Here is a 15,919-nt window from a genome sequence, read left to right as displayed (position 1 = left end):
GCGATCCACTCTCTCACTCAGGAAATCACATGTCGGATGTTACAATCACCCGGGCGCTCTTGTCGGTATCGGACAAGTCGGGCCTAGCCGAACTCGGTCAGGCGCTGGTGCGCCATGGCGTTGAGCTTGTCTCGACGGGCGGCACGGCGAAGGCGCTCCGCGAAGCGGGGCTTGCGGTGTGCGATATTTCGGAACTGACGGATTTTCCGGAGATGATGGACGGCCGGGTCAAGACGCTGCACCCCAAGGTGCATGGGGGGCTGCTCGCAGTGCGCGACAATGCGGAGCATGTCGCGGCGATGGAGGCTCATGATATCGGCGCGATCGATCTTGTGGTAGTCAATCTCTATCCGTTCGCCGCCACTGTGGCGCGCGGCGCGGAGCGCCCCGACATCATCGAGAATATCGATATTGGCGGGCCGTCCATGGTCCGCTCGGCGGCGAAGAACCACGCCCATGTCGGCATCGTCACCGACCCGTCTGACTATGCGGAGCTGGTCGGAGAACTGGATTCCAATGGCGGCAAGACGTCGCTTGAATTTCGTAAACGTCTGGCTGCAAAGGCTTTTGCGGCGACGGCAGCCTATGATTCAATGATTGCGAGCTGGTTCGCCTTTGCCGATCAGGGCGAGCAGTTTCCGGAACGCCTGCAGATTCCGGTGCATCGCAAACAGGCGCTTCGCTATGGCGAGAACCCGCACCAGGCGGCGGCGCTCTATGTGCCGGACATGCCGGGCGCGCCGGGCATAGCCCAGGCTGAGCAGCTGCAGGGCAAGGAACTGAGCTACAATAACTTCAACGATGCGGATGCCGCGCTGGAGCTGGTGTCCGAATTCGAGGCGGCCCAGCCCGCCTGCGTCATCGTCAAACACGCCAATCCCTGCGGCGTTGCTGTCGCTGGCTCCGCCATTGAGGCGTATCGATCGGCTTTTGCCTGCGACACGGTTTCGGCTTTTGGCGGTATCGTTGCGCTGAACCATGCGCTGGATGCCGAAACCGCCGCCGCCATTACCGAAATATTCACCGAAGTTGTGATTGCACCGGATGCCGATGACGAGGCCCGGGAAATCTTCGCGAAGAAGAAAAATTTGCGGCTTCTGCTGACGGGCGACTTTGCCGACCCGGCTCGGCCCGGCATGACAATGAAGACGATTGCGGGCGGTCTGCTCTTCCAGGCACGCGACAATGGCCGGATCGGTGCCGACGATCTCAAAGTCGTGACAAAACGCCAGCCTACTGAACAGGAACTGGCCGATTGCCTGTTTGCCTGGACGGTCGCCAAGCACGTCAAATCCAATGCGATTGTTTACGCCAAAGATGGCAGTACCGCCGGAGTTGGCGCCGGGCAGATGAATCGGCTGGAATCGGCGCGCATCGCTGCGTGGAAGGCCAGGGATGCTGCGGAGAAAGCCGGCTGGGGCGAAGCGCGCACGATCGGTTCGGCGGTTGCCTCCGATGCGTTCTTCCCGTTTGCTGATGGACTGATGGCCGCTGTGGAAGCCGGGGCCACAGCCGTGATCCAGCCGGGTGGCTCGATCCGCGATGATGAGGTTGTCGCCGCGGCGGACGAGGCAGGCCTCGCCATGGTCTTCACTGGAATGCGGCATTTCCGGCATTAATCTGTCAGAATTTCCTTAGCAGCGACGTTGCACGTGCAACGTTCGGACAAGTCAAACAGCTTCGCCTTTTTTCCCCATCTTGAACAGGATCCGGTCGTCCGGGCCGAAGCCCCGATACCAGATGATCAGGCAATAGACGACGAGTACCGCGGGAACGCCGATAATGAGTTCGCTCCATTCCGGGAAGAATGTCGCAATATAGCCGGTCACCGTCGCCGTTGCCGCCGCCCAGACAAGCGCCCAGCGCCACGGGCTGACCGGCGCTTCGAGCAGCCGGGACAGTAGCCGCGCCTTGGCAATCGATGCACCGCCGAGCGCCAGCATCAGCGCAATCGCCGGGCCGGTCGCCTGATAGAGCAGCGGGAGGTCATAGGCCCGCATGATGAGGATGATGACGACGCTCAGGCCTGCCTGGACACCGATCATGACGGTGGAAATTACGAGATTGCGGTGCCGGGCGACATAGATCAGCGCGGACTCGGATACCGCTGCGGTTGCGGCGACCACTTCAGCCGCCAGCAAAAAGGCGAGAACGCCGGTGCCTGCGACAAAGGTCGGGCCGACCAGGCCCATCCACGCTTCGCCCGGAATGCCGAGCGCGAGCGCAACACCGGCCTGGGCGGCGATGATCCAGAAGCCCGCCTGGCGAACCTGATGGGCGACTGCAGCCTTGTTCCCGACCCGCAGATTCTGCGTGATGACCGGTCCCAATATCGGGTCGAAGCTGGTTTTGAGCTTTTGCGGCAGCGAGGCGATCTGCTGCGCAACATAATAGATGCCGACGATGGTGGGCGAGAAGAACAGGCCGAGAATGGCGATGTCGATGCGCCGGGACGCCCATTCGATGGCATCCGCCGCCGCCAGCGGGAGATTGTGCCAGGCCAGCATCAGAAGCCGAATCGGTTTGGGCCGCCAGCCATAGGGAATCCCGTAGCTTCGGAACAACGGCCAGAGCGATGCGACGAGCGCTGCCAGCATCGAGAGGACATAGGCAAGGATCAGCCCGTCGCGCAGGGAATAGAAGGCGAGTGCGAATGCCGCGATGCTGATCGTCCATGGCTCGACAATCGCCCGCGCGCGCACGGTTGCGCCAATATCGTGGCGATAAGCCAGCGCCGCGAGCGCGATGTCCGACGCAGCCAGCGCGAAGATAGTCAGCGGCAGCAGTCGCTCCATCCCCTGAATCTCGCTGTTCGGGAACATCGCCCAGGGAAAGGCGACGAGCAGGAGCACGGCAATCGCCGAGGCCACGAACCCCGCGAGCATCGCATCCCAGACGACAAAGACATGGGGCCGGTCCGTCTTGGACAATTGCTCTGCAAGGCCGCGTTTCAGCCCCAGCGTCGAAAGCTGGGCCGCAAATTCGACGACGATCACGGCATAGGCGAAAATGCCGAGCGCTTCGGCGCCGTACCAGCGTCCGGCGATGAACAGAAACGGTATCCGGGCTGCAAGGCGCAGGACGAAACCGAACAGATTCGTACGGCCGCCTTTTGCAAGGGCAGAAAGGTCAGGCGGAGGCGGCTCTTTCCCCTCCGTCATACTGAGCCCCTATTGGCGGCCCTCAATGCGCGGCGCCCCAGCTCAGGCCGGTGCCGATATCGACCGCCAGCGGAACGTCTATCGTCACCAGCGGCCCGGCGGCCGACGCCATGACGTCACGGATTACGGAAGAGGCTGATTCCACGTCGTTCTCCGGCAGCTCAAAGACGAGTTCGTCATGCACCTGAAGCAGCATTCTGACGTCATCGAGTCCGGCCCTGGCCAGCGCTGGCCCCATGCGCGCCATCGCCCGTTTTATGATGTCCGCGCTAGTGCCCTGGATCGGCGCGTTGATCGCTGCGCGTTCGGCCCCCTGTCGTTCATGCTGCATCTTGCTTTTGATGCGCGGAAAATGCGTCCGGCGGCCGAACAGTGTTTCGGTAAACCCGGTCTCGCGCGCAGCGGTCAGCGTTTGCGTGATATACTGGTTGATGCCGGGGAAGCGTTCGAAATAACGGTCGATCATGGCCTGCGCCTCGTCGGGCGTTATTTCGAGCCGTCCGGCCAGGCCCCAGCGGGAAATACCGTAGAGAATAGCGAAGTTGATCGTCTTGGCCCGTCCGCGCGTCTCGCGATTGACCTCGCCGAACAGCTCCTGCGCGGTCCGGTTGTGAATATCCTCGCCGGCTTCGAATGCCTGTTTGAGCGTCGGCACATCGGCCATATGCGCGGCAAGGCGCAATTCGATCTGGCTGTAATCGGCCGCGAGCAGCACGTTGCCGGGCTCCGCGACAAAGGCGAAGCGGATCTTGCGACCCATCTCGGTGCGGATCGGGATATTCTGCAGATTGGGTTCGGTTGAGGACAGCCTGCCCGTCTGCGCGCCGGTCAGCGAATAGCTGGTATGAACGCGCCCGGTTTTCGGGTTGATCTGCGCCTGCAGCGCATCGGTATAGGTGGACTTGAGCTTGGAAAGCTGCCGCCAATCGAGCACTTTCTGGGCGATGGGCTCGCCGTCCCGGGCGAGGCGTTCCATCTCGTTCACATCGGTCGACCAGACGCCGGACTTTCCCTTGCGTCCGCCTTTCAGCCCCATCTTGTCGAACAGGATTTCGCCCAACTGCTTTGGACTGCCGATGGAGAAAGGCTCGCCTGCAATCGCGTGCACTTCTTTCTCGGTGCTTTCCATCTGCTTGGCGAATTCGGCCGACAGGCGGGCCAGCTCTTCGCGGTCCACCTTGATCCCTGCGCATTCCATCCCGGCAATCACCGGAACGAGCGGCCGGTCGACCAGTTCATAGACGCGCGTCACCTTGTCCGTGGAGAGCCGCGGTTTCAGGCGTTTCCAGAGGCGCAACGTGACATCGGCATCTTCGGCTGCATATTCCGTGGCCGTGTCGAGCGGTACCTGGGCAAAGGAAATCTGTTTCTTCCCCGTGCCGACCACATCCTTAAACTTGATACACTCATGGCCGAGAAACAGCTGGGCGATCTCATCCATGCCATGGCCGTGCATGCCCGCTTCCAGGTCGAAGCTCATGACGATCGTGTCGTCGATCGGGGCGAGCGCAATGTCATGCTGGGTCAGAACGCCCATGTCATATTTCAGGTTATGGCCGATCTTGAGGACGGCCGGGTCTTCGAGCAGGGGTTTGAGCTTCGCGATGGCGGCGTCAAAATCGATCTGGTCGGGCGTTTCGCCGAGCAGGTCGTCGCCGCCATGGCCGAGCGGTATGTAACAGGCCCTGCCCGGCTCGGTGGCCAGACACACGCCCACAAGCCGCGCTGTCACCGATTCCAGGCTGTCCGTCTCGGTATCGACCGCAACATGGCCCATGCGCCGCGCCTCCGCGATCCAGCGGTCGAGCGCTACTTCGTCGGTCACCGTCTCATAGGCTTTGCGATCAATCGGCGGGTCGTCGTCTTCCGGGCCGACATCGGTTTCGCTGGAATGCTGGGCTCGTTCTGCGCCGGCACCCGCCCCGTCCGTTCCGCCGCCGATCCGCGTCAGCAGCGATTTGAAACCATGATCTTCCAGAAAGGCGCGCAGCGGTTCTTCGGGTATGCCCTTGAGCGCGAAATCGTCCAACTCTTCGGGCAGGTCGCATTCCTCATGGAGCGTCACCAGCACGCGCGACATCCGCGCATTGTCGGCCTGCTCGATCAGATTCTCGCGCATCTTGGATTTCTTCATGTCCGGCGCGGCGGCGAGCACGGCCTCGACATCGCCATATTCGCCGATCAGCTTGGAAGCCGTTTTCGGCCCGATCCCTGTGACGCCGGGAATATTGTCCGATGTGTCGCCCATCAGCGCCAGCACATCGCCGAGCTTCTCCGGCTCGACGCCGAATTTCTCAAGCACATGGTCCCGCCCCAGCTTGCGATCATTCATCGTATCGTAGAGATCAAGACCGGGTTCAATCAGCTGCATCAGGTCCTTGTCGGAACTGACGACGGTGACCTTCCATCCCTGTTTGAGCGCCTCCTTGGAATAGGAAGCGATCAGGTCGTCCGCTTCAAAGCCCTCTTCCTCGATACAGGGCAGCGAAAAGGCGCGCGTCGCATCGCGGATCATCGGGAATTGCGGGACAAGGTCTTCGGGCGGCGGCGGGCGGTTCGCCTTATACTGGTCGTAGATATCGTTGCGGAATGTCTGCGAGCCGGCGTCGAGAATCACCGCCATATGGGTCGGCCCGTCCTCGGCATTGAGCTGGTCGACCAGCTTCCAGAGCATCGTCGTATAGCCATAGACCGCACCCACCGGTTCGCCGCGGATATTGGTGAGCGGCGGCAGCCGGTGATAGGCGCGGAAAATATAGCTCGATCCGTCGACAAGATAGAGATGGTTTTCCGATGGCATCGCGGCGGTCTAGCCGATGCGCCGCGCGGGGCAAAGGGACTTGCTGGCTAAGGCGTTAGCACCGTATCGAGGGCCTTGTCGGCGAGGTCGGGATAGTCGGTTGTGAAGTGCAGTCCGCGGCTTTCCTTGCGCTCAAGTGCCGAGCGAATGATCAGCGCTGCCACCTCGATCAGGTTGCGCAATTCGATAAGGTCCGGCGTTACCCGGAAATTGCCGTAATATTCGTCGACTTCGCTGCGCAGCAATTCCACCCGGTGCTGGGCGCGCTCCAGGCGTTTCGTGGTGCGGACGATGCCGACATAATCCCACATGAAACGGCGGATCTCGCGCCAGTTATGCTGGACGACGACTTCCTCGTCGGAATCCGTTACCCGGCTCTCATCCCAGGGGCGGATGGCAGGCGGCGCGGGCAGGTCGCCCCAGTGCGCGCAGATGTGATTGGCGGCGGCCTCGCCGAACACGAAACATTCGAGCAGGCTGTTGGAAGCCAGCCGGTTGGCGCCGTGCAGCCCGCTTTCGCTGACTTCGCCGGCGGCATAGAGGCCGGGCATGTCGGTCCGGCCGTCCAGGTCTATCCGCACGCCGCCGCAGGTATAATGCTGCGCGGGAACGACCGGGATCGGCCCTGTCGTCATATCAATGCCCAGCCCCATAAGCTTGTCATGGATATTGGGAAAATGACCTTTGACGAATTCGGGATCGCGGTGGCTGATATCGAGATGGACATAGTCGAGGCCGAAGCGTTTGATCTCATGGTCGATGGCCCGGGCGACGATGTCGCGCGGGGCGAGTTCTTCGCGGGGGTCGAATTCGGGCATGAAACGGTGGCCGGGGTCGGGGGCATCCTGCGGCAATTTCAGATGCCCGCCTTCGCCGCGCACCGCCTCTGTGATGAGGAAATTCTTGACCTCCAGATTGTAGAGGCAGGTCGGGTGGAATTGCATGAACTCCATGTTGGAAATACCGCACCCGGCGCGCCACGCCATGGCGATGCCGTCTCCCGTCGCGCCGCGCGGTGCGGTCGAGAAGAGATAGGTGCGCCCTGCGCCGCCGGTGGCGAGGATGGTGGCGCGCGCAGCAAAGGCTTCGACATGGCCGCTCGCCTTGTTGAAGGCATAGGCACCCCAGACATGGTCGGTGTCGGTCGGCGCTTCGCTGTGTCGGTCGGTGATCAGGTCGACCGCCACCATATCGGGCAGCATGGTGATATTCGGATTGGCCTTTGCGGCGTTTTCCAGGGCCTCTTGCACGGCCCAGCCCGTGGCATCGTCGACATGGACGATGCGGCGATGGCTGTGCCCGCCTTCGCGTGTCAGGTGGAGGTCGCCATCGTCCTCGACATTGAAAGGCACGCCCAGCTCGACGAGATTGGCGATGGCGCGCGGTGCGTTTTCCACGACGAACTCCACGGTCTCGCGGCGATTGAGGCCGGCTCCCGCATCCATCGTGTCGTCGATATGGCTTTCGAACGTGTCGCCGGGCTCCAGCACGGCCGCAATCCCGCCCTGCGCCCAGGCCGTTGAGCCGCCCGAGATCGCACCCTTGGCGAGCACCAAGACCTTGAAACGCTCGGCCAGCGTAATGGCAGCGGTCAACCCGGCCGCACCAGACCCGATTATGAGGATGTCGTGATCGCTCACGCCGCTTCCCGCGTGAGGTTGAGGAAGACATCTTCAAGATCGGCTTCACGGGTGGTTACGTCGATAATCACATGGCCGGCCTCGCCAAGTGCGGTGAGCACTTCGCCTGCATTCACCCGGTCCTTGCGATAGGTGATCGTGATCGTGTTGTGATCGATCTGTTCGACTTTCTCGAAACAGCTCCTGTCGGGCAGGGTCGTGATATCCTTCTCGACGGTCACGACGACCGCTTTCTCCTGCGCCATGTTCACAAGCTCGCGCGTCGGCTTGTCGGCGATCAGCTTGCCGTGATTGATGATTGCGATCCGGTCGCACAGCTCCTCGGCTTCTTCCAGATAATGGGTGGTGAGGATGACGGTAACGCCGCCAGCATGCAGTTCGCGGACATAGTCCCAGAGCTGGCGGCGCAAATCGATATCGACTCCCGCTGTGGGTTCGTCGAGGATGAGTACAGGCGGCGAATGGACCATGGCCTTGGCCACCATCAACCGGCGCTTCATCCCGCCGGAAAGGGTGCGCGCATAGGCATCGGCCTTGTCCTCGAGCCGCACCGCTTTCAGCAATTCCATGGTGCGTTTGGCGTTTCGCGGCACCCCATAAAGCCCGGCCTGGATATCGAGCGTTTCAGCGGGCGTGAAAAAGGGATCGAAGGTAATTTCCTGGTTGACGATGCCGATGCTCGCCTTGGCGTTGCGCGGATCCCGGTCGATATCGAAGCCCCATACCGAGGCCGAACCCGCCGTCTTGTTGACCAGCCCGGCAAGGATATTGATCAAAGTCGACTTGCCCGCACCATTGGGGCCGAGCAGGCCGAAAATCGTGCCGCGCGGCACGGTGAGATTCACATTGTCGAGCGCGCGGACGTCACCCTCATAGATTTTGGTGACATTTTCGACATGAATGGCTGCATCGGTCATGCGCCCGCGCATAGCGCGTCGCGCGGACGGCGCAAAGCTCGGCCCTGCCTGTTTATGCTTTGCGGCCTGTTAACCAGCCTTGTTCGGCCTGCATTCTCTATTTTCAGCGATAAAGGAGGCAAGGGGGAATATCATAATGAAATCCAATTGCTTTGAGCGCCGCATGGCGCTGCCCGCTGTTGCATTCCTATTGCTGACAACAGCACCGGCCTATGCCGCATCTGTTGATAGCAACGCCGAAACGGAGATTTTGCAACCGCTGACGCTTACCCAGATATCCGTTCTCGATTTCGGCTCGATCGTACCGGGCAATGTCGCGGGACGGATCAATATCCGGCGCAATGACGGCACGTGCGTTGCGCAGGGCGGGGCAATGCTGGTCGGCACAAATTGCCAGCGCGGCGAGTTCCTGATTACCGGACCTTCGCGTCAGCGCGTCCGCGTCACAACTGCGCCTGCTCCGATAACGCTGTCGCGACTAGGCGGCGGGGCAAGCATGACAATGGATCGGGTGCGGATCAACGGCCGCGCGAACAAGCGGCTGAACGCGGCTGGAGAACGCACATTTTACGTCAGTGGCCGGCTGCTTGTCGGCGCCAACCAGGCCGAAGGCGTGTATGACGGAACATTCGACGTCACTGTCGATTATCGCTGATCCCGTCCGGCTGGGCAGCATCAAGAGCGCTATGCGATATGCCTCCCGGTACATCGCATAGCGCTCTTTTCGCTGTCTGTATGAAGTGGCAGTCCGGCCCGCCGATAACGGTCCGGATCCTGAAAAGCGGCCCTAGAAATAGGTGACGGTTATCTGGAAATCGCCTTCATAGATGCCCGGTGCCTGATTGGCGCCGACCTGCAATCTGCCCCCCACGCGCAGATCGAGCAGGCCGGCGCCATTCAGATACCGGAAGACCGGGCCGTTCAGTGTCAGCTGGGAGACAGTCATGCTGCCTCCGCCGCCGACCCGGTCAAGGACCGGAAGAGGGCCGCGCGTTACGTAGATGAACTGACGCGGCCCCCCATAGGTCCAGAATTGGGCGGCCTGCCCCCCCGAACCGGCCGCCGTGACACCGCCCGTAACCGAGCGTGCGTCATTATCGGGATCGATGACGACAGTCCCGGCCGTCGGCCCGGACAATAGTGCACCAAATTCCAGATCGCTTGTGTTGACCAATGAAAGCGGTGTTACGATCACGGCTTCGGCGTCGCCGGCTTCATCAGCGGCGAGCGCCGTACCGGCGTGGCTCAAGGCCATGGCTGGAGCCATGATGGCCCATAACAATTTGCGTTCCATAAATCCCCCCGGATCCGACAGGCCGCTTATGGCCGTTCATGCTCAAAATCCCGTCAATCCTTATGGTTAACAGCGGGGTAACGAATGCATCGCGCTTAACGCTCTCTTAAGGGTGCTGCACAGGAATGGGTTAAGGCGTGCGGGCCTATTATGCTGGCATGACTTGGAAAACCCTCTCCGGCTTCTGGCGCAAGATGGCCCACGAGTTTTCGGCCTCCGCCGTTCTCGCAGCGCGCATTTTCCGCTCTGGCCCCGTTTGATCCGGGCATGAGCAAGCAATTACCGCGCATCCGGCCGACGCCGGGCTTCTAATCATTGCTATCGACAGTCTAAGCCGATTGCGCGGCAATCGGGTGCTTGCTATGCGCATCGCCACTATGACCGATCAACCCGAAACCCTCCGTGTCAGCCAGTCCCGCGTCGCGTGCGATGGTGCCGACGACATTCCCGGCGGAGCCGCGCTGGGCCATCCGCGTGTCTGGCTGGAGATCGACGAAGCGGGTTTTGTCGATTGTGGCTATTGTGATCGACGCTTTGTGCTGATCGGCGGGCCGGCCGATACCGTTTCCGGCGAAAATCGGTCGGACGAGGGTGTATCCGCCGCTTAATCGCCTTATATCGGCAAGCATGACATCAGCCTCCGACCCCCGCTCGTTCCTCTACCGCCCGGATGCCCTCGATCCCGATCGCGCGCAATCGCTTGCGGCGGAGATCCTGAAGACCGCCGATGATGGCGAGCTTTATCTGCAATATAGCGCGAGCGAAGCCTTTGCTTTCGACGACGGGCGCCTGAAGACCGCCGATTACAGCACCGAGGCGGGTTTTGGCCTGCGCGGCGTATCGGGCGAGACCACGGCCTTTGCTCATGCCAATGAAATTAGCGAGGCGGCGATTCTGCGCGCGGGCGAAACCATGCGTCTGCTCGATCCGGCGAACCAGCCGCGCCAGGCGCCGCCGCGCCCGACCAACCGGCATCTCTACACCGATAGCGATCCGCTTACCCTCGTGCCCTTCGCCAAGAAGGTCGCACTGTGCCAGCAGATCGATGCCGCCGCGCGTGCCCGCGATCCGCGCGTCGTGCAGGTCACGGCGGGGGTTTCCGGCTCGTGGAGCGTGGTCGAGATCGTCCGCCCCGATGGCTATGTCGCAACCGACATCCGTCCGCTGGTGCGTTTGAATGTGTCGATTGTCGTCGAGGAAAACGGGCGCCGCGAAACCGGATTTTTCGGTATGGGCGGGCGTTATCTCTATGATCGCCTGTTCGAACCGGCCAATTGGAATCGCGCAATTGACGAAGCGCTTGCTCAGGCGGTCGTCAATCTCGGATCGGAGCCTGCACCGGCGGGTGAAATGACGGTCGTGCTCGGCCCGGGCTGGCCCGGGGTTCTGCTTCATGAAGCAATCGGCCACGGCCTGGAGGGCGATTTCAACCGTAAGGGCACATCGGCTTTTTCGGGACGGATCGGCGAACGCGTTGCGGCCCCGGGCGTCACGGTTGTCGACGATGGCTCGATTGTGGATCGCCGCGGTTCGCTCTCGATCGACGACGAAGGCACACCGACCCAGGAAACGGTGTTGATCGAAGACGGAATTCTCGCCGGCTATATGCAGGACCGGATGAATGCCCGGCTGATGGGCGTGCCGGCGACCGGCAACGGTCGGCGTGAGAGTTTCGCCCATGCGCCGATGCCGCGCATGACGAACACCTTCATGCGCGCGGGGAATGACGATCCGGCGGAGATTATGAGCCGGGTCAAGGACGGCATCTTCGCCAAGAGCTTCGGCGGGGGCCAGGTCGATATCACGAGCGGCAAGTTCGTGTTCAGCTGTACCGAGGCGTACCGGGTGAAGGATGGCAAGATCGGCGCGCCGATCAAGGGTGCGACGCTGATCGGCGACGGCCCCACCGTGCTCACCAAGGTCGCGGCGATCGGCAACGATCTGGAGCTCGACGAAGGCATCGGCATCTGCGGCAAGGCGGGCCAGTCTATCCCGGCGGGGGTCGGACAGCCGACCCTGCTGGTCGACGGGTTAACGGTCGGCGGAACGGCGGGGTGAACACCGTTCCGGCATGGGCGCGGGATATCCTCGCATTCTGGTTTGCCGAGCTGACGCCGAAGGACTGGTATCGGAAGGACGATGCTGTCGATGCTGCGATGCGCGAGCGCTTTCTTGGCGACTGGGAAGGCCGGCAAGGCGAACCGGCCGATAGCTTTATGGACAATGGCGATACGGCGCTGGCTGCCGTTGTCCTGTTCGATCAATTTTCACGCAATATGTTCCGTGACGATCCGCGGGCCTTTTCGTGCGACCCATTGGCCCGCGCCATAGCGAACGCCGCAATAGCACGCGGCTTCGACAGCGAATATGAAGAGAGCCATCGCCAGTTTTTCTACATGCCGTTCATGCACAGCGAGGACCTTGCCGATCAGGATCGCTGCCTGGCCCTGTTCGAGACATTTTCGGGAGAAGGCTCGCTTGGCTATGCGCGGGCGCATCGTGCGGTGATCGCGAGATTCGGCCGCTTTCCGCACCGCAATGCCGTGCTGGGGCGCGAGACGACGGATGAGGAAAAGGCGGCTATCGAAAGCGGCGCTATCTGGTAAGTTGTAACGGTTCTATGCGACGGAGGAACGAATGGCCGATTTTTTCGATGAGCTGACCGACAAGCACATCGCTTTTGTCGAAAAGCAGCCGATGTTCTTCGTCGCAACGGCGGCGCCGGAGGGCCGGGTAAACCTCTCGCCCAAAGGGTATGACGCTTTTCGTGTGCTTTCGCCCAGGCGCGTCGCCTATCTCGATCTTGCCGGGTCGGGCAATGAAACCCATGCTCATCTCGTCGCCGACGGCCGCATCACCCTCATGTTCTGCGCGTTTGAGAATCCGGCGCTGATCTTTCGCATCTATGGCCGGGGCGTCCCGGTGCTGCCGCAGGATGCGGGCTGGGACGAGCTTGCCGCGCATTTCACGCTGCTGCCGGGCACGCGCCAGATATTCGATATCGCTATCGATTCGGTGCAAACCAGCTGCGGCTGGGGCGTGCCGATCATGGAACTGGTCAACGACCGCGAAACGCTCGTCAAATATCACGCCCAGTCCGATCCCGAGGCCTGGACAGAAAAAAGGCAGGGGCGAACACGCAGCATAGACGGTTTGCCGGTCCGTCAGACGGATCGCTATATCGGGGCGGATGCATAGTCATGGCGCTGGTTGAACTTGGCCGGTTTTCGAACGGTGTGGAGGCTTCAATAATCCGCGGCCGACTGGCGGCCGACGGGATCGATGCCGTCTGTTTCGACGCCGGTATGAACATTGCCGAGAGCGTGGGCATCATGATTCCTGTCCGGCTCATGGTCGATGAGAACGACCTGGAAGCGGCGCGCGTCGTTATCCGCGAGGCCGAGGCGCAATGACAATCGCCCTCGCCCTTGGCGGCGGCGCCGGGCTGGGCTGGGCCCATATCGGCGTATTGCGCGAACTGGAAGCGGCGGGTGTCGGAATAAAAGCGCTGACCGGCACATCGATCGGCGGCGTTGCGGCCATCGCCTTTTCCTCGGGCCGGTTGGAAATACTTGAAGAGCTTGCCCATTCGGCCTCTTCGGTTCGCTCGGTGGTTCGCTATCTGGGGCTGAACTGGCGTCCGGGGTCGGTGCTCAGCGGCAAGGCGATTGCCAAATTGCTCGACACCCATCTCGGCGACCTGACTTTCGAATCGCTTTCGATCCCGACGGCGGTTGTCGCCGCCGATCTCCTGTCCGGCGATACGGTGATCCTCGATCATGGTCCGGTCACCGATGCGATACACGCGACGATTGCGCTGCCCGGCATTTTCCAGCCGGTCCTGCATGACGGACGGATCCTTTCCGATGGCGGCGCGGTGATGCCCGTCCCTGTCGTTCCGGCGCGATCGATGGCAGGTGGCAGGCCGGTCGTCGCGATCAATCTCCAGGGCGATTATAAAGCGCGCCGGAAAGCCGTTGGAATCAGCGATGCGGAAAATCCCCGGCTTACAACGCTTTCGGTGGTGCGCAGCGCCACCGGATTGATGCTTTCGCAGCTTACGCGCCTGTCGCTCGACCGCGATCCGCCTGACCTCGAACTCGCGCTTCCGGTCGGCCATATCGACACGTCCAACTTCACGCGGGCCGAGGATCTGATCGCGATCGGCCGGCGCGCGACGGCCGAAGCGATGCCGGAAATCGAGCGACTGGCTCAGGCCTGATCTAAAAAAGTTTGCACCCGCACACTTGTCGGAAAACAGGGATTTGCCGCCACATCTGTAATTAAATTACAAGAAAAACGCTATTCTTATTGCTTTTACCATTTGACAGCTATGTTGCGATGCAGCAATCTTGGGTCGAACAGGGAGGCGATATGAAACTCATTATAGCTATCATCAAACCATTTAAGCTGGACGAGGTCCGCGAGGCATTGTCCGATGTCGGTGTCCAGGGGATGACCGCGATCGAGGTGAAGGGGTTTGGCCGGCAAAAGGGTCAAACCGAAGTTTATCGCGGTGCGGAATATGCCACGAACATGGTTCCCAAGATCAGGATCGAAACCGTTGTGAGCGACGATCTCGCGCCGCGGGTTGTTGAAACCATTGCCGCCGCCGCCAATACGGACTCGATTGGAGACGGTAAGATTTTCACGCTCGATGTTGGTGCTGCACTGCGAATTCGCACTGGCGAAACCGACGATACGGCTTTGTAAGGGGGTTTATGATGCGACTTTTCACCAAAATTTCTGCTCTGACGATGGCGGCGCTCGCCGCCGCGCCCGTCTGGGCGCAGGATGCCGCCGAAGCTGCCGAAGAGGTGGCTGCAGCGGTGCCCAATCCCGGCAACAATGCCTGGATGATGACGGCGACGATCCTCGTCCTGCTCATGATCCTTCCCGGCCTTGCCCTTTTCTACGGCGGCCTCACACGCACCAAGAACATGCTCTCCACGATGACGCAGATCGGCGCGGTATCGGCGCTCGCGATGATTATCTGGGTTGTCTATGGCTACAGCACCGCCTTCGGGCCGGAAGGCAACAGTTTCGTCAGTTGGGGCAATCTGTTCCTGGCGCAAACCACGACAGACAGCACAGCCGCGACCTTTTCCGACGAAGTGATCTCCGAATATGTGTTCATCTCGTTCCAGATGACCTTTGCGGCGATCACCGCGGCGCTGGTGCTCGGCGCGCTCGTCGAACGCGTGAAGTTCTCGGCCGTCATGCTGTTCACGGCTATCTGGCTCACCATTGTCTACTTTCCGATCGCGCACATGGTCTGGTGGGACGGCGGTTTTCTGTTCGACATGGGTGCGCTGGATTTTGCCGGCGGCACCGTGGTGCACGTCAATGCCGGTATCTCGGCGCTCGTGGCGGCGATGATCCTCGGCAAGCGCACCGGCTATCCGAAAGAACCGATGCCTCCGCACTCGCTGACGATGACGATGATCGGCACGGGCCTGTTGTGGGTCGGTTGGTTCGGCTTTAACGCGGGCTCCGAACTCGAAGCGGACGGCACGGCTGGCCTGGCAATGATCAACACCTTCGTCGCCACGGCATCGGCCGCGCTGTTCTGGATGCTTGCCGAGGCAGTGAATGGCAAAAAGGCGTCGGCTCTCGGCTTCTGTTCGGGCGTTATTGCCGGTCTTGTCGCTGTCACCCCGGCTGCAGGCAATTCAGGGCCGTTCGGCGCAATCATCCTCGGCGCTGTTGCTTCTATCGTCTGCTATTATGCGGTGGCGTTCCTCAAGCCGAAGCTCGGCTATGACGACTCGCTCGATGCCTTCGGCATTCACGGCATTGGCGGCATGGTCGGCGCTATCGGCACCGGCCTTGTCTACCAGCCCCTGTTCGGCGGCCCCGGCGACGGTTCGGTCGCCATGGGCGAGCAGGTCTGGATCCAGATCGTGGCGGTCCTCGTAGCCATCGTCTGGGCCGCCATCGGCACGGCAATCGCCGCCACCATCGCCAAGCTGGTGACAGGCGGGCGGGTCAGCGAAGAGGCCGAACGCGAAGGCCTCGACCTCGCCGAACATGGCGAGCGTGCCTATAACTATTAGAAATTCGTTCCCGCGAATAACTGGGCCGGCGGAGCAATCCGCCGGCCCATT

At 61.5% G+C, this 15,919-nt stretch carries 15 protein-coding genes; 10 read left to right on the top strand and 5 right to left on the bottom strand.

From position 1 onward, the window contains the following. Nucleotides 1-29: 29 nt before the first annotated feature. Entirely contained in the window at nucleotides 30-1,619 is a 1,590-nt protein-coding gene (gene purH / locus DFR46_RS10340) for a bifunctional phosphoribosylaminoimidazolecarboxamide formyltransferase/IMP cyclohydrolase (RefSeq protein WP_116236373.1), read from the top strand. Between the two features lie 51 nt (nucleotides 1,620-1,670). Here purH and DFR46_RS10335 read toward each other — a convergent pair whose 3' ends face one another. Genes DFR46_RS10335 through DFR46_RS10320 form a run of 4 tightly spaced genes read right to left on the bottom strand, consistent with a single transcriptional unit; the run spans nucleotide 1,671 to nucleotide 8,518 of the window. Next, nucleotides 1,671-3,161: a lipopolysaccharide biosynthesis protein gene (locus DFR46_RS10335; protein ID WP_116236372.1), complete on the bottom strand. Its 1,491-nt coding sequence runs from the start codon at nucleotides 3,159-3,161 to the stop codon at nucleotides 1,671-1,673. Between the two features lie 22 nt (nucleotides 3,162-3,183). After that, on the bottom strand, nucleotides 3,184-5,961 hold the full coding sequence (gene polA, locus DFR46_RS10330; RefSeq protein WP_116236371.1) for a DNA polymerase I: 2,778 nt from the start codon (nucleotides 5,959-5,961) through the stop codon (nucleotides 3,184-3,186). Between the two features lie 47 nt (nucleotides 5,962-6,008). Next, nucleotides 6,009-7,601: an L-aspartate oxidase gene (gene nadB, locus DFR46_RS10325; RefSeq protein WP_116236370.1), complete on the bottom strand. Its 1,593-nt coding sequence runs from the start codon at nucleotides 7,599-7,601 to the stop codon at nucleotides 6,009-6,011. Then, nucleotides 7,598-8,518, bottom strand: a complete 921-nt coding sequence (locus DFR46_RS10320; protein WP_116236369.1) for an ABC transporter ATP-binding protein — start codon at nucleotides 8,516-8,518, stop codon at nucleotides 7,598-7,600. The genes nadB and DFR46_RS10320 overlap by 4 nt, the downstream gene beginning before the upstream one ends. Nucleotides 8,519-8,654: 136 nt before the next feature. On the opposite strand from DFR46_RS10320, the gene DFR46_RS10315 reads away from it, so the two are divergent. Then, on the top strand, nucleotides 8,655-9,173 hold the full coding sequence (locus tag DFR46_RS10315; protein ID WP_116236368.1) for a DUF4402 domain-containing protein: 519 nt from the start codon (nucleotides 8,655-8,657) through the stop codon (nucleotides 9,171-9,173). 132 nt (nucleotides 9,174-9,305) lie between these two features. Here the strand turns inward: DFR46_RS10315 and DFR46_RS10310 are convergent, their stop codons facing one another. Further along, nucleotides 9,306-9,812, bottom strand: coding sequence for a DUF4402 domain-containing protein (locus DFR46_RS10310; RefSeq protein ID WP_116236367.1), 507 nt, complete (start codon nucleotides 9,810-9,812; stop codon nucleotides 9,306-9,308). Nucleotides 9,813-10,189: 377 nt separating this feature from the next. On the opposite strand from DFR46_RS10310, the gene DFR46_RS10305 reads away from it, so the two are divergent. The 8 genes from DFR46_RS10305 to DFR46_RS10270 all read left to right on the top strand — a co-directional run bounded on the left by DFR46_RS10305 (nucleotide 10,190) and on the right by DFR46_RS10270 (nucleotide 15,868). Continuing rightward, nucleotides 10,190-10,420 (top strand): zinc-finger domain-containing protein, encoded by a 231-nt coding sequence (locus DFR46_RS10305; RefSeq protein ID WP_116237281.1) that lies wholly within the window; start codon nucleotides 10,190-10,192, stop codon nucleotides 10,418-10,420. Nucleotides 10,421-10,439: 19 nt separating this feature from the next. Further along, nucleotides 10,440-11,870 (top strand): metalloprotease TldD, encoded by a 1,431-nt coding sequence (gene tldD / locus DFR46_RS10300; protein WP_116237280.1) that lies wholly within the window; start codon nucleotides 10,440-10,442, stop codon nucleotides 11,868-11,870. Then, the gene (locus DFR46_RS10295; protein WP_116236366.1) at nucleotides 11,867-12,418 is read left to right on the top strand and encodes a DUF924 family protein; all 552 of its coding nucleotides are present in this window, start codon (nucleotides 11,867-11,869) and stop codon (nucleotides 12,416-12,418) included. The genes tldD and DFR46_RS10295 overlap by 4 nt, the downstream gene beginning before the upstream one ends. A 31-nt stretch (nucleotides 12,419-12,449) precedes the next feature. Beyond that, entirely contained in the window at nucleotides 12,450-13,010 is a 561-nt protein-coding gene (locus tag DFR46_RS10290; RefSeq protein ID WP_116236365.1) for a pyridoxamine 5'-phosphate oxidase family protein, read from the top strand. A 2-nt stretch (nucleotides 13,011-13,012) separates the two neighbouring features. Further along, complete coding sequence (locus DFR46_RS10285) at nucleotides 13,013-13,225, top strand: putative signal transducing protein (RefSeq protein WP_116236364.1); 213 nt, start codon at nucleotides 13,013-13,015, stop codon at nucleotides 13,223-13,225. Further along, a complete protein-coding gene (locus DFR46_RS10280) occupies nucleotides 13,222-14,034 on the top strand; it encodes a patatin-like phospholipase family protein (RefSeq protein ID WP_116236363.1) in 813 nt (270 codons plus the stop codon). The genes DFR46_RS10285 and DFR46_RS10280 overlap by 4 nt, the downstream gene beginning before the upstream one ends. Before the next feature lie 152 nt (nucleotides 14,035-14,186). Next, entirely contained in the window at nucleotides 14,187-14,525 is a 339-nt protein-coding gene (locus DFR46_RS10275) for a P-II family nitrogen regulator (protein ID WP_116237279.1), read from the top strand. Nucleotides 14,526-14,533: 8 nt separating this feature from the next. Further along, nucleotides 14,534-15,868, top strand: coding sequence for an ammonium transporter (locus DFR46_RS10270; protein WP_425453127.1), 1,335 nt, complete (start codon nucleotides 14,534-14,536; stop codon nucleotides 15,866-15,868). Nucleotides 15,869-15,919: the final 51 nt, after the last annotated feature.

It is taken from the genome of Parasphingopyxis lamellibrachiae (assembly GCF_003385775.1).
GTDB lineage: Bacteria > Pseudomonadota > Alphaproteobacteria > Sphingomonadales > Sphingomonadaceae > Parasphingopyxis > Parasphingopyxis lamellibrachiae.
The sequence above is the reverse complement of the archived record's forward strand: the minus strand, read 5'-3'. Positions and strand labels throughout refer to the sequence as shown.